This window comes from Pseudomonas sp. ANT_H12B, from assembly GCF_008369325.1.
Taxonomy (GTDB): domain Bacteria; phylum Pseudomonadota; class Gammaproteobacteria; order Pseudomonadales; family Pseudomonadaceae; genus Aquipseudomonas.
Window position 1 is genome coordinate 189,255 of the sequence record NZ_VOBI01000008.1, and the last position, 12,391, is coordinate 201,645.

General features: G+C 59.9%; 11 protein-coding genes. 3 read left to right on the top strand and 8 right to left on the bottom strand.

The window, feature by feature from the left end; genetic code table 11:
• Positions 1 to 24 precede the first annotated feature (24 nt).
• Positions 25 to 1,524: a cytosine permease gene (locus tag FQ185_RS14785; RefSeq protein WP_149418050.1), complete on the top strand. Its 1,500-nt coding sequence runs from the start codon at positions 25 to 27 to the stop codon at positions 1,522 to 1,524.
• Positions 1,521 to 2,348, top strand: coding sequence for a nitrilase family protein (locus tag FQ185_RS14790; protein ID WP_149418051.1), 828 nt, complete (start codon positions 1,521 to 1,523; stop codon positions 2,346 to 2,348). The genes FQ185_RS14785 and FQ185_RS14790 overlap by 4 nt, the downstream gene beginning before the upstream one ends.
• Positions 2,349 to 2,490: 142 nt before the next feature.
• Here the strand turns inward: FQ185_RS14790 and dctM are convergent, their stop codons facing one another.
• The 8 genes from dctM to FQ185_RS14830 form a co-directional block, all read right to left on the bottom strand.
• Positions 2,491 to 3,774 (bottom strand): C4-dicarboxylate TRAP transporter large permease protein DctM, encoded by a 1,284-nt coding sequence (gene dctM / locus FQ185_RS14795; protein WP_149418052.1) that lies wholly within the window; start codon positions 3,772 to 3,774, stop codon positions 2,491 to 2,493.
• Positions 3,774 to 4,406, bottom strand: a complete 633-nt coding sequence (locus FQ185_RS14800; RefSeq protein WP_149418053.1) for a TRAP transporter small permease — start codon at positions 4,404 to 4,406, stop codon at positions 3,774 to 3,776. The genes dctM and FQ185_RS14800 overlap by 1 nt, the downstream gene beginning before the upstream one ends.
• Positions 4,407 to 4,509: 103 nt before the next feature.
• On the bottom strand, positions 4,510 to 5,508 hold the full coding sequence (locus FQ185_RS14805; protein WP_149418054.1) for a TRAP transporter substrate-binding protein: 999 nt from the start codon (positions 5,506 to 5,508) through the stop codon (positions 4,510 to 4,512).
• Positions 5,509 to 5,686: 178 nt separating this feature from the next.
• On the bottom strand, positions 5,687 to 6,511 hold the full coding sequence (locus FQ185_RS14810) for a CoA ester lyase (RefSeq protein WP_149418055.1): 825 nt from the start codon (positions 6,509 to 6,511) through the stop codon (positions 5,687 to 5,689).
• 118 nt (positions 6,512 to 6,629) lie between these two features.
• On the bottom strand, positions 6,630 to 7,829 hold the full coding sequence (locus tag FQ185_RS14815) for a CaiB/BaiF CoA-transferase family protein (protein ID WP_149418056.1): 1,200 nt from the start codon (positions 7,827 to 7,829) through the stop codon (positions 6,630 to 6,632).
• An 87-nt stretch (positions 7,830 to 7,916) separates the two neighbouring features.
• Entirely contained in the window at positions 7,917 to 9,266 is a 1,350-nt protein-coding gene (locus FQ185_RS14820; protein ID WP_149418057.1) for an MmgE/PrpD family protein, read from the bottom strand.
• 10 nt (positions 9,267 to 9,276) lie between these two features.
• Entirely contained in the window at positions 9,277 to 10,440 is a 1,164-nt protein-coding gene (locus FQ185_RS14825) for an acyl-CoA dehydrogenase family protein (protein ID WP_149418058.1), read from the bottom strand.
• Between the two features lie 68 nt (positions 10,441 to 10,508).
• Positions 10,509 to 11,348, bottom strand: a complete 840-nt coding sequence (locus FQ185_RS14830) for a MaoC family dehydratase N-terminal domain-containing protein (protein ID WP_149418059.1) — start codon at positions 11,346 to 11,348, stop codon at positions 10,509 to 10,511.
• A gap of 128 nt (positions 11,349 to 11,476) precedes the next feature.
• Between FQ185_RS14830 and FQ185_RS14835 the strand changes: the two genes are divergently transcribed.
• On the top strand, positions 11,477 to 12,379 hold the full coding sequence (locus tag FQ185_RS14835) for a LysR family transcriptional regulator (RefSeq protein WP_149418060.1): 903 nt from the start codon (positions 11,477 to 11,479) through the stop codon (positions 12,377 to 12,379).
• The last annotated feature ends 12 nt before the right edge of the window (positions 12,380 to 12,391 follow it).

Below are 12,391 nucleotides of genomic sequence, written 5' to 3' on the forward strand. Positions count from 1 at the left end.
AATCACCAGCATAGGAACTTTCATATGTCAGGGTCCCCCCTTTCTGCACACGCCATCGAGGCAAGCAGCGGGTTGGCTATCGAAGGCCGCTCGATCGATTACATTCCGCAAAGCGAACGTCACGCCAAACTCAGCAGCCAAGGGCCTTTCTGGTTTTTGGGCAACTTCCACTTCTTCACCATTTCCATCGGCTTTGTCGGCCCAAGCCTTGGGTTGTCGGCACTGTGGACCATGCTGGCCGGTGCGATGGGCATCATGTTCGGCACCATCTTCATGGCCTTCCACGGTTCGCAAGGTCCGGAGATGGGCCTGCCGCAAATGATCCAGTCCCGTGCGCAGTTTGGTTATCGCGGGGTGATCCTGGCGTTGATGGCGACGATGTTCGTGTTCGTCGGCTTCAACGTGGTGAACATCTCACTGATCATGAACGGCCTCCAACATGTGTTTGGCATCGACCCGACCATCGTCGCCGTTGCGGTGGTGCTGATCGGCGCGCTGCTCTCGATCTACGGCCATGACCTGATGCACAAAGCCTTCAAGTGGGCGTTGCTGGCGACCTTGCCGCTGTACGCGCTGGTCACCATCGCTTTGATGTTCGGTGCAGGCCAGGAGGGCGTCACGCCCGCAGCCAACCTGGGTTTCAGCTGGATTGCCTTCGCCACGCTGTTTGCCATCGGTGCGAGCTACAACATTTCGTACGCGCCTTATGTCTCCGACTATTCCCGTTACCTGCCGAAAAACACCAGCCGGCCGAAACTGATCGCTGCGGTGTTCATCGGCGCCTCGTTGTCGGGCAGCTGGATGATCGGCCTCGGCGCCTGGCTCGCGCAGCAGTTGCAAGCGACGGACGCGCTGGTGGCGCTTAACCAGGTCGGTTCTTCGATGATTCCAGGTTTGGGCAATGTGCTGGTGATCGTCTCAGTCGCGGGCTTCCTGCCGATCATCGCGCTCAACACCTACAGCGCCATGCTGACGTTGTTGACGGGCGTCGATTCGATCAAAAAAATCACACCGACACCTCGCGCCCGAGTCATGTCGATCTCCGTTATCAGCGTCGTTCTGTTGACCTGCGTGTTGTCGATCAAAGGCGATGGCATCGCGCTGTTGAACACCTTCCTCGTGCTGCTCCTGTACTTCCTGGTGCCATGGACCGCCGTCAATCTGGTGGACTACTTTTTCGTGCGCAAAGGCCGCTACGCGATCCCGCATTTCTTCACGCCGAAGGGCATCTACGGCGCCTGGCAATTTCGCGGCATCGTCTCCTACCTGATCGGTTTCGCCGCGATGGTGCCGTTCTTCTACATCTTCGATGCTGCGGCCGGCAAAGAGGTGTTCGTCGGGCCGCTGGCTCGCCTGCTTGAGGGCGTGGACGTCGCCTGGCTGGTGGGCTTGGTTGTCTCGGGCCTGACCTATTACCTCTTCAGCCGTTCGATAGACCTTAAGTACGAAGGGCGGATCATCGACGCAATTACCGAGGGCGACATTGTCGCCATGGCCCATCAATCTGTGGAGGAGGGGCGTTGAACAGCGTAAAAAATATCGTGGTTGCCTGCTGTCAGCTGGCGCCGAAAATTGGCGACCTGGCGTACAACCGCATACTCACCGAGCGCGCAATTCGCTCGGCGGCCTATCAGGGCGCGCAGGTTGTGGTACTGCCCGAGCTGGTCCAGAGCGGCTACCTGTTTGCCGATCGAGGCGAAGCATTGTCCTTATCCGAAACAGTGGACGGGCCAACCCTGTGTCTGTGGAGGGCGTTGGCGAAGGAACTGAACATTGTCGTGGTGGGCGGATTCTGCGAGCGCTTGGCCGACGATGAACTGGCCAACAGCGCGGCGATGATCGACGCCCAGGGCCTGCGCGCGGTGTACCGCAAGGCGCATCTGTGGGATGGCGAGCATGAGATCTTCAGCGCCGGCAATGACGCGCCACCGGTTGTAGAAACCGTGCATGGACGCATCGGCATGCTGATTTGCTACGACCTGGAGTTCCCCGAGTGGGTGCGACTGCCGGCGCTGGCGGGCGCAGATTTGCTCTGCGCGCCGGTCAATTGGCCTGATGGTCCACGGCCGCAAACTGAGCGCCCGGCGGAAGTCGTGCGAGTCCAGGCCAATGCCTCGGTGAACCGGATGTTCATCGCTACGTGTGATCGTCATGGTCATGAGCGCGGCGTCAGTTGGGTGCAGGGCTCGGTCATCGTCGATGCCGACGGCTACCCGCTGGCCGGGCCGGCAGAGCAGGGCGGCGAGCAGATTTTGCTGGCGACGCTGAACCTCGCCGAGGCGCGGAACAAGCGCATCAGTGCGCGCAATGATTTGCATCGGGATCGGCGGTCGGAGTTGTATGGTTGATCAATTTGGTTGAGTAGTGCGGGCGGACGTTTACTGACGGGCAGGCAGCGGTCGATACTCAGCCCGAGCCGATCAAAAAGCCTCCATCGATTTGCGTCGATGGAGGCCCCCAAGGCAACGTGCTCACCGTTGCAAGCTGGTACTACGGCATACCCAACCAATTCGGCAGCGCAAGCGAGATGAACGGTACGTAAGTCACCAGGATCAGGAACAACAGCAGGATCGACAGCCACGGCAGTGCGGCGCGAATGGTCTGCCCCAGTGTCAGCCCGGTTACCGCTGAAGTGACGAACAGGTTCAGGCCCACGGGTGGATGCACCAGGCCGATCTCCATGTTCACCACCATGACAATGCCCAAGTGGATCGGATCGATGCCCAGCTTCATGGCTATCGGGAAGAAGATCGGCGCGAGGATCAGGATGATTGCTGAAGGCTCCATGAAACTGCCGGCGACCAGCAAGACGATGTTGACCATGATCAGGAAGCCGATCGGCGTCAGGCCCTCGGAGAGCACCCAGTTGGTAATTTGCTGAGGGATCTGCTCGGTGGTCAACACATGGGCGAACAGCATCGCATTGGCGATGATGAACAGCAGCATGATCGTCAGCCGCCCTGATTCCAGCAGCACCTTTGGGCATTCCCTGACTTTCATATCCTTGTAGACAAACAGTGCAATGAACGCCGAGTACACAGCAGCGACCGCTGCCGCTTCAGTCGGGGTGAACATGCCGCTGTAGATCCCGCCGAGGATGATCACCAGCAACAGCAGGCCCCAGAACGCGCGTTGCGCGGTATGCAACCACTCGCGGAATGTTGCGCGCGGCTGTGCGGGCAGGTTTTTGACCCGGGCGACGATATAGATCACCACCATCAAAATCACACCCAGCAGAATGCCGGGGATGACCCCAGCCATAAACAGTTTGCCCACGGACGTCTCGGTCGCAGCCGAATACACCACCATCACAATCGAAGGCGGAATCAGAATACCCAAGGTACCGGCGTTACAAATGATCCCCGCGCCAAACTCTTTGGGATAGCCGGAGCGCACCATCCCCGCAACCGCAATCGAACCTACGGCTGCAACAGTGGCCGGTGATGAACCCGACAATGCCGCGAACAACATGCACGCCAGTACTGCCGCAATCGCCAGACCGCCGCGTATATGGCCGACGCAGGCGTTGGCAAAATCGATCAGCCGCTGCGCTACGCCCCCTGTCGTCATGAAAGCGCCAGACAGCAGGAAAAACGGAATGGCCAGAAAGGTGTAGCTGTCAGACGTCTCGAACAATTTGATCGCCAGCGAACTCAAGGAGTCCTGGCTGAACAGCAGGATCGATACCGCACCTGACAGGCCCAATGAAATTGCGATGGGCACGCCCAGGAACATGAATACGAAGAGCAACAGGAACAAACAGATAACCGTCATCAGTGTTGCTCCTCACCCGGAGTGGCCAATTTGCTTGCCTCCGCCGCTTCGTCCGCCAGCCCCAGGCCGATCTGACGATGGGTGTAAATGCGGTACATGATTTCCAGATAGCGCACGATGATCAGCGCGAAGCCGAACGGCACGATGATCGCGATGTGACCGATCTTGATCCCCCAGCGATCCAGATCTTCGGCACCGATTCCGGCTACCAGCACGGCGCAGACCCATTTGAAACTCGCCACCAGAAACAGCCCCGCATACGCGAGGCAGCATGCACAGGCGAGCATCGCCAACAGGCGCTGCATCCGTTTGCTGGTTTTCTTGACCAGTACGTCGACGCCCAAGTGGCCTGCCGTGCGCACGCCATAGGCGATGCCGAAAAATATCAGCCAGCCAAAAAGCGCCTTGGTCAGGGCGATGCTCCAGGTCATTTCCTGGGCATATCCCATGAGGTGATCGCCGAACGCTGCGAAAAAATCGCGGCTGAACGCCCATTTATCACTGAGCGTGTAAAACATCGTGTAGAGGTTGTTCAGCGCCACGTAGACGAACGTCACCAGCGTCATGGCAGCCAGGAGGAAGGCGATCATGCCTTCCTCGAAATGCTCCCAGACTCGCCTGAGCGATTGCATAAGAATTCTCCGAACGTATAGAGGGCGACCACCCAGAGCGGGGTGGTCACGCACACATCATTGCGTGATAGGCCACGGCTTGTATGAAGGAGGGGCAAACCCCTCACGAAGCCTTGTTGGAGTCGTCAGCTGCCTTGATCAGGTCCGCGCCGATTTCGTCGGAAAATTTATCCCAGACCGGACGCATGGCTTCGCGCCATTCCTGACGTTGCTCAGGCGTCAGTGGGTCGATTTCGCTGGTTTTGGAGTCGATGATCTTCTGTCTGGCTGTCTGATTCAGGGCTTCAGCTTGTTTGTTCACCTCGACGGTCACCTGATCCATGATCTTCTGCAGTTCACCGCGCACATCTTCGGGCAGGCCGTTCCAGAATTTGGAGTTGGTGATGACCATGTAATCGATCAGGCCATGGTTGGTTTCGGTGAAGAACGGTTGTACCTCGTTGACCTTCTGGCTTTCGTAATTGGACCAAGTGTTCTCGGTGCCATTGACGGTGCCGGTCTGCAGGCCTTGATAGACCTCGGCAAAGCTCATTTTGCGGGGGTTGGCGCGGATCGCCTTGAATTGCTCTTCAAGCACGCTGGATGCCTGGACGCGAAATTTCAGGCCACGCGCATCCTTGGGCTGGATCACTTTCTTGTTGGCCGACAGCTGCTTGAGGCCGTTGTGCCAATAAGCCAGGCCATGAATGCCTTTGTCGTCCATCGCGGTCAGCAATGCTTTACCCCGCGGGCCTTGCTGGAAACGGTCGACCGCGGCCAGGTCGTTGAACAGGAAGGGCAGGTCGAAGATTTGTACTTGCTTGGTGTAGTGCTCGAACTTCGCGAGCGACGGCGCAAGCATCTGCACATCACCCAGCAACAGGGCTTCCATCTCCTTGCCGTCGCCAAACAGCGACGAGTTGGGAAACACCTCGACTTTCACCTTGTCTTTGAGCTGCGGGTCGGCGGCGACCATCTTTTGAAACATCAAGGCACCTTGGCCTTTGGGCGTGTTCTCCGCCACGACATGCGCGAACTTGATGACAATGGGGTCGGCCGCCTGAGCGAGGCCTGCCATGGAGAATGCAGCGGCGCAGAACAGCGCCTTGGTCAGCTTCAACATCGTTATCACCTTCTTATTGTTGTAGGGGAATTCAGCCTCTGAGGGCATTTTCAGGCCACCCGTTTTTGAGGCAGCCTTGAAGCGTTTTCCAATCTTAAGATGGCCCAATCGACCGCGTTTCCTGAATTAGCTTTTGCATAACCCCGCGTTCGGTCGAGATGAACGCCATTGCTTGCGCTTAGCTCGCTGCCAGCGCCAACAGCCGCTGGGCACGGATCAACACCGGGGCATCGACCATCTGTCCGTCCAGCTGGAAGGCACCTGCGCCGTTTGCGGCCGCGCTGGCTTGCAGCACTCTGCGAGCCCATTCCAGATCCTCCATGCTGGGGGCGAGGGCGCTATGGATGATCGTCACTTGGTTGGGATGAATGCACAGCGCGCCGCCGTAACCCATGTCGTAAGCGTGACGGATTGCACGCTGCAGTCCGTCGGGGTCGCCGATGGCTGGAAAGACGCCATCCAGGGGCGGCAGCAGATCGGCACCGCGCGAATGCAATTGCACCGACATGCGTGCCTGATCGAGGAAAAGTTGTGCAGCGGCGGTGCCGGTGTTCAGGTTCAGATCGAGGGCGAGGTCAAGACTGCCGAAAGACAGGCGCTCGACGCCCTCGGCGCGGGCAATCTGCTCCAGCGCCAGCAGGCCTTTGGCGCTTTCGATAATTGGCCAGACGGGCTTGCCGGTCTGCCAGACGGCGGCCACTTGCGCCGCGCTTTCCACCTTGGGCAACAGAATGCCTGCGACGCCGGCCTGCTGCGCGCAGAGCGTCAAGTCCGCAGCCTGTTCAGGGTGATCCGGCGCATTGACCCGCACCCAAACCGATGCCTGCGGCGCCTTGTGCAGAAAGGCCGCCAGGTTATCGCGGGCCTGACGTTTGAGAGGTTCTTCTACGGCGTCCTCGAAATCGACGATCACGGCATCGGCGCCAGCCGCCAGGGCCTTGGCAAAACGCTCGGGTCGACTACCAGGCACAAACAGCGCGGAGCGGACGATGGATCGGGACATGGCGGGTGATTCCTCTTACCTGAATTGAACATGCTTTCGTGGCTGGCAGAACCCATCGCGAGCAACCCTCCTCTCACTGTGGGATGCGCAGGCCTCAATGGCAGAAACGATCAGTGCCTCAAACCACCCCAGCCGCGTTTAGCCGTGCCTGCTCTTCCCCAGAGAAACCCAGCTCGCTCAGAATGCTGCTCGTATGCTGCCCCAGGCCCGGCACGCCATCCATTCGCGGAGTGAATGCCGTGTTGTGACCGGGAGGCAGCAGCGACGGCAATTTCCCGCAAGGGCTATCCACTTCGCGCCAGCGATCGCGAGCCTTGAGCTGCGGGTGGTCCCAAACGCCCCGCATGTCATTGACCCGCGCATTGGCTATTTGCGCGTCTTCCAGACGCGCTACTACCTCGTCGACAGACAACGTGGCAAAACCGTCAACAATGATTTGCCGCAGCGCTTCACGATTCTCCGAGCGCTTGAAATTGGCGCAGAACCGCTCGTCTGACGCCAGCGCCTTGTCCAGCAGGACTTTCTCGCAGAACAATGCCCATTCGCGCTCGTTTTGCAGGCCCAGCATGATGGTGCCGCCACCGCCGGTGGGGAACGGCCCGTAGGGGTATATGGTCGAGTGCGATGCCCCGGCCCGTGCCGGTGGCGGTGCGCCGTTGTAGGCGTAGTACATCGGGTAGCCCATCCATTCCACCAGGCTTTCGAGCATCGACACATCGATGCGGCTGCCGACGCCGGTTTTTTCGCGCAGCATCAGCGCCGACAGGATTCCGGTATAGGCGTACATGCCCGCGGCGATGTCGGCAATCGAGCAACCCGCCTTGGCCATTTCGTCCTCGCCCGGGCCTCCGGTTACCGAGAGGAAGCCACCCTCGCTCTGGATCAGCAAATCGTAGGCCTTTTTCTTTTCATACGGTCCGCCTTCGCCGTAGCCCGAAATATCGCAAACGATGAGCCGCGGAAAACGCGCTTGCAGCGCCTCGAAGGACAGCCCCATGCGTGAAGCCGCGCCGGGTGCCAGGTTTTGCACCAGCACGTCGGCCTTGCCCAGCAGTGACTCGAGAATGCCGCCTGCTGCGTCCTGTTTCAGGTCCAGGGTCAGGCTTTCCTTAGAGCGGTTGGTCCAGACGAAATGCGAGGCCAGGCCATCGACCCGCTGATCGTAACCGCGGGCGAAATCACCCGTGCCGGGGCGTTCTATCTTCACCACGCGGGCGCCCAAATCGGCCAGCTGGCGAGTGCAGAAAGGGGCCGCAATGGCGTGCTCCAGGCTGATGACGGTGATGCCGTCCAGCGGACGGGGAGTGAGTTGAGTCATTTGGGTTACCTATTCGCTCAGGCCGTGCACCTTCGCTTGCAACAGCGCGCTGCCTCGCGCGCTCCTGCACAGAAAATGCGTCAACGGTTAAATCAAATCAGCCAACACCTGCGCATCACGCAGATGCCAGACCTTGTCGATCAGTGCCTTGCCTTGCTCTTCAGTCCGCGCACCGGAGAACGCCAGCAACCGCTGGAACTTGGCTTCAAGCTCAGGGCGCGACAGCGTATTGCCGGGGTCGCCTTTCGGATCGTCGATGGCTGCGGTTAAAGTACGGCCGTCAGTCGTGGTGACGATCACGCGGCCCAGCCAACGCGCCGGATAAGCGGCATCGACTTCGGGGTCCAACTCCATGCTGACTTTCTCGCGAAAGGCGTCGACGTCGGCATCGGTCAGGGCCAGGTCGCGGAATTCGATCAGTTGGGCGCTGCCATGCACGGCGATCAGTCCCAATACGGCACCCATGGAAAACTTTGCCTGGTGTACGGTGGTCGGTTTCACGACACGGCCAAGCACATCGATTGCGCTCTGGTGCACGCGGGTGATGACCTTGGCGATCTGGTCATGGCGCAAGTCCTCGCGCTGCATCAAGTGCAGCAAGGCATCAGCGGCGGGGTGGGTGTGACGGCACGAGGCGTGGAATTTGAACGAGGTTTCTACCAGCGCCCAGCGCGTGCCCAGCCGATCCGACAATTTGGCCGGATCGGCATCGGTAGACATTCCCGCCGCCATGCCTTGCTCGCCTTCCAGGATATTGCGCGCGCCGGTCAGCCCGTCCTCGGTCATGTAGGCGGCGAGCAAGCCGTCGGCGGCAGCCTTGGCGGTATGCAGCTGCTTGGAGTCAGCGGCATCGCGCAGAAATTCCCACAACCCGGCGGCCTGGGTCCCTGCGTTGCCCAGCAGATTGATGAATTGTTCTTTATCGAAACCCAGCAGCTTGCCCACACCCACCGCCGCGGCCAGGGTGCCGACGGTGGCGGTGGTGTGGAAGGTTCGATAGTGCGAACGACCCAGGAACTCGCCGATGCGAATCCCCGCTTCGTAGCCTGCAATGGAGGCAAGGAGCAGATCCTTGCCGGACTTGTTCAAGTCTTGGGCCGCCGCCAGGACGGCCGAAAACACCACCGTTGCCGGATGCAGCACCGAACTGTTGTGCAGGTCGTCTTGTTCAACCAGGTGTGAAGCAGCGCCGTTGACGAACGCTGCGAAGTAGGGCGATGTGCCGCGCCCACTGACCAGAATCCTGGCGGTCCCGCTGGCCGGCCCCATGCGCTGGGCATAACGTTCGAACAGCGGAATCGGCCGCGCGCCCTGGCTGGCCAGCGCTGAGCCGATCCAGTCGAGGAACAGATCTTCGGTGCGAGCCAGCACGGCGTCGGGAATTTGATCGTATTGCAGGTCGGCCAGGAACGTGGCCAAAGCTTGGGTATGGCTCATATTCATGCCCTCAGAAACTGCGTGGCAGTTCGAGCAAGTGCTCGGCGACGTAGGAAAGAATCAGGTTGGTGGAGATCGGTGCCACTTGGTAAAGCCGGGTCTCGCGGAACTTGCGTTCCACGTCGTATTCGCAGGCGAAGCCGAAACCGCCGTGGGTCTGCAGGCAGGCATTGGCGGCCTCCCACGAGGCTTTGGCCGCCAGGTACTTGGCCATGTTGGCGCTGGCCCCGGCGTTCCTGCCGCTGTCGTATTCCTCGCAAGCGCGCCAGCGCATCAGGTCGGCGGCCTCGATCTCGATATGCGCTTCAGCAATCGGGAACTGCACGCCCTGGTTTTGCCCGATCGGGCGGCCGAATACCACGCGATCACGGGCATAAGCGCTGGCTTTCTCAATGAACCAGCGCCCGTCGCCGATACACTCGGCAGCGATCAGCGTCCGTTCGGCGTTGAGGCCGTCGAGGATGTATTTGAAGCCTTTGCCTTCTTCGCCGATCAAGCTGTCGGCAGGCAGTTCGAGGTTGTCGAAGAACAACTCGTTGGTTTCATGATTGACCATGTTGGCAATAGGCTGAACGGTCAGGCCGTTGCCGATGGCCTCGCGCAGGTCGACGAGGAAAATCGACATGCCTTCGGATTTTTTCTTCACCTCGGCCAGCGGCGTGGTCCGCGCCAGCAGAATCATCAGGTCGGAATGCTGAACCCGCGAGATCCAGACCTTCTGGCCGTTGATGATGTATTTGTCGCCTTGTTTGACGGCGGTGGTCTTGATCTTGGTGGTGTCGGTGCCGGTGGTGGGCTCGGTCACGGCCATCGATTGCAGACGCAGCTCCCCGCTGGCGAGCTTCGGCAGATAGTGGCTTTTCTGCGCCTCGCTGCCATGGCGCAGCAGCGTGAACATGTTGTACATCTGGCCGTGGACCGTGCCGGAGTTGCCACCGCAAGCGTTCACTTCTTCAAGAATGACCGAAGCTTCGGCCAGCCCCAGACCCGACCCACCGTATTCGGCAGGGATCATCGCCGACAACCAGCCGGCATCAGTCAGGGCTTTGACGAAGGCTTCGGGAAAGCCTTTCTTTTCGTCGATTTTTCGCCAGTAAGCCGCGTCGAATTCGGCGCACAGGGCGCGCACGCCCTCTCGGATGGCATTGAGGTCTTCGTCGTCGTACGGATTCATGGTTGTGCTCTCAGGATCTGTCAGCGGCGCGCCACCCGAGTCAGGCGATGCGTTCTCGGAAAAGGGTTTCAGTCGAAAACGACCTCAGCGGTCTGGGCAACGCCAGCTTCATTGCCGGCCCACAATTGCGCTTTGCCTGCCTCGACAATGCGACCACCCACATGGAATGGCGTGGGTACGTTCAACGGGCGTAAGCCGCGATAAGCGAAATGCCGCACGCGCTTGCCGGGGTTGGCGCGGATGAATGCGCGCAAGTTGAAGGTTGCGATCATTGGCCCATGCACCACCAGGCCCGGATAGCCTTCGGTACCGGTGACATAGGGGGCATCGTAGTGAATACGGTGGCCATTGAAGGTCACGGCGGAGTAGCGAAATAACAGTGTCGGCGTGGGCGAAATGGTTTCACTCCAGTCGCCCGGTTCCGGTGCTTCGCCGCTGTTGAGCTTGGGTGGGTTGGGCTCGCGGTAGACGATGTCCTGTTCTTCACGTACGCACAGCTGACCGTTTTGCGAGTAGTCATGACGTACCGTGACGAACAGTAGCGAGCCGGTCCGTCCTTGTTTTTCCTCGATATGCAGGATGGTCGACAAACGATGAGCCTCAGCGCCAACTTTGAGCGGCTCGATGAGCTCGACCCGGCCACCGGCCCACATGCGATTACGGTTGTCGGCGGGGGGCAAAAATCCGCCACGCGCCGGATGGCCATCGGCGCCCAGTTGCGTTTCGAATACAGGCTCCTGGAAAAAGCACCACTGCCAGAGCGGCGGCAGCGAATCGCCATCGGCCGGTGTTGCTTCGCCGAAGGTTGCGGCGATGCGCTTGATCAGGTTGCGGCTCAGAACGTCATGGGCCTCTTGCGTACGACCGATCCAGGCACTGAAATCCGTTGGCGAATTTGAAACATTCATAACCAGGCTGCCTCTGCATTTGTTGTTATGCATAGATCATGCGAGCCGCTTGGCATTCTGAGAATTTGCATTTGCGTAAGCCGGCGTTCAGGTATGCTGAACGCCTCTTGTAATGTCTGGACACAACCATGCACTTCGACTTGGCTGACTTGCGTCTTTTCATTCATATCGGTGAGTCGCCAAGCCTGACCCAGGGCGCTCGCCGGGCATCTCTCTCGCCTGCTGCCGCCAGCGCCCGCATCAAAGCGCTGGAAGGCCAGCTCGACACCCGCCTGCTATACCGCGACAGCCGCGGCGTGGAACTGACGCCGGCCGGACATAAGTTGCTCAAGCACGCACGCCTGATCATGAACCAGGTGGACTACCTGAAAGCCGAGTTCACCCATTTCGGTACTGATTCGGCCGGCCACATCCGCATCTTTGCCAACACCACGGCAGTGACCGAATTTCTGCCGGAGGTGTTGGCGGGTTATCTCGCCAAACGCCCCGGCGTGACGGTAGACCTGCAGGAGCGCTTATCGCGGGATATCGTGCGCGGCGTGCTGGATGGCAGCACCGACATGGGGATCATTGCCGGGCCGGTCGAGGCTGCGGGGTTGCAGGTGATTCATTTCAGCACTGACCGCCTGGTGCTCATCGTGCCCGTGGGGCATGAGCTGGCGACCCAGAAGAACGTCACGCTGAAACAGACGCTGGCGTTTCAGCACATCGGTCTGCATGAAGGCAGCACACTGTTGAGCTTCCTGCGCGACCACGTCGAGCGGATCGGTCTGAATCTGTCGCTGAGGATCCAAGTCTCCAGCTTCGAGGCGATCTGCCGCATGGTGGAAGCAGGCGTGGGCATCGGCATCATCCCCGAATCCGCGGCTGTACGTCACAGTCGCACCATGAGCCTGGTCACCCTCTCACTCGACGAGCCCTGGGCCGTGCGCGAGCGAAGCATCCTGGTGCGTGAACTCGACGCGCTGCCAGGCACTGTGCGGGCGTTGATTGCGACGTTAATGCCCGACGCTGGCTCTAAATCCGAGTAGATCAGCTCTTCA

Coding starts and splice junctions, on each gene's coding strand:
- FQ185_RS14785 (WP_149418050.1), top strand. CDS start 25: ATGTCAGGGTCCCCCCTTTCTGCACACGCCATCGAGGCAAGCAGCGGG.
- dctM (WP_149418052.1), bottom strand. CDS start 3,774: ATGACGGTTATCTGTTTGTTCCTGTTGCTCTTCGTATTCATGTTCCTG.
- FQ185_RS14800 (WP_149418053.1), bottom strand. CDS start 4,406: ATGCAATCGCTCAGGCGAGTCTGGGAGCATTTCGAGGAAGGCATGATC.
- FQ185_RS14805 (WP_149418054.1), bottom strand. CDS start 5,508: ATGTTGAAGCTGACCAAGGCGCTGTTCTGCGCCGCTGCATTCTCCATG.
- FQ185_RS14810 (WP_149418055.1), bottom strand. CDS start 6,511: ATGTCCCGATCCATCGTCCGCTCCGCGCTGTTTGTGCCTGGTAGTCGA.
- FQ185_RS14815 (WP_149418056.1), bottom strand. CDS start 7,829: ATGACTCAACTCACTCCCCGTCCGCTGGACGGCATCACCGTCATCAGC.
- FQ185_RS14820 (WP_149418057.1), bottom strand. CDS start 9,266: ATGAGCCATACCCAAGCTTTGGCCACGTTCCTGGCCGACCTGCAATAC.
- FQ185_RS14825 (WP_149418058.1), bottom strand. CDS start 10,440: ATGAATCCGTACGACGACGAAGACCTCAATGCCATCCGAGAGGGCGTG.
- FQ185_RS14830 (WP_149418059.1), bottom strand. CDS start 11,348: ATGAATGTTTCAAATTCGCCAACGGATTTCAGTGCCTGGATCGGTCGT.
- FQ185_RS14835 (WP_149418060.1), top strand. CDS start 11,477: ATGCACTTCGACTTGGCTGACTTGCGTCTTTTCATTCATATCGGTGAG.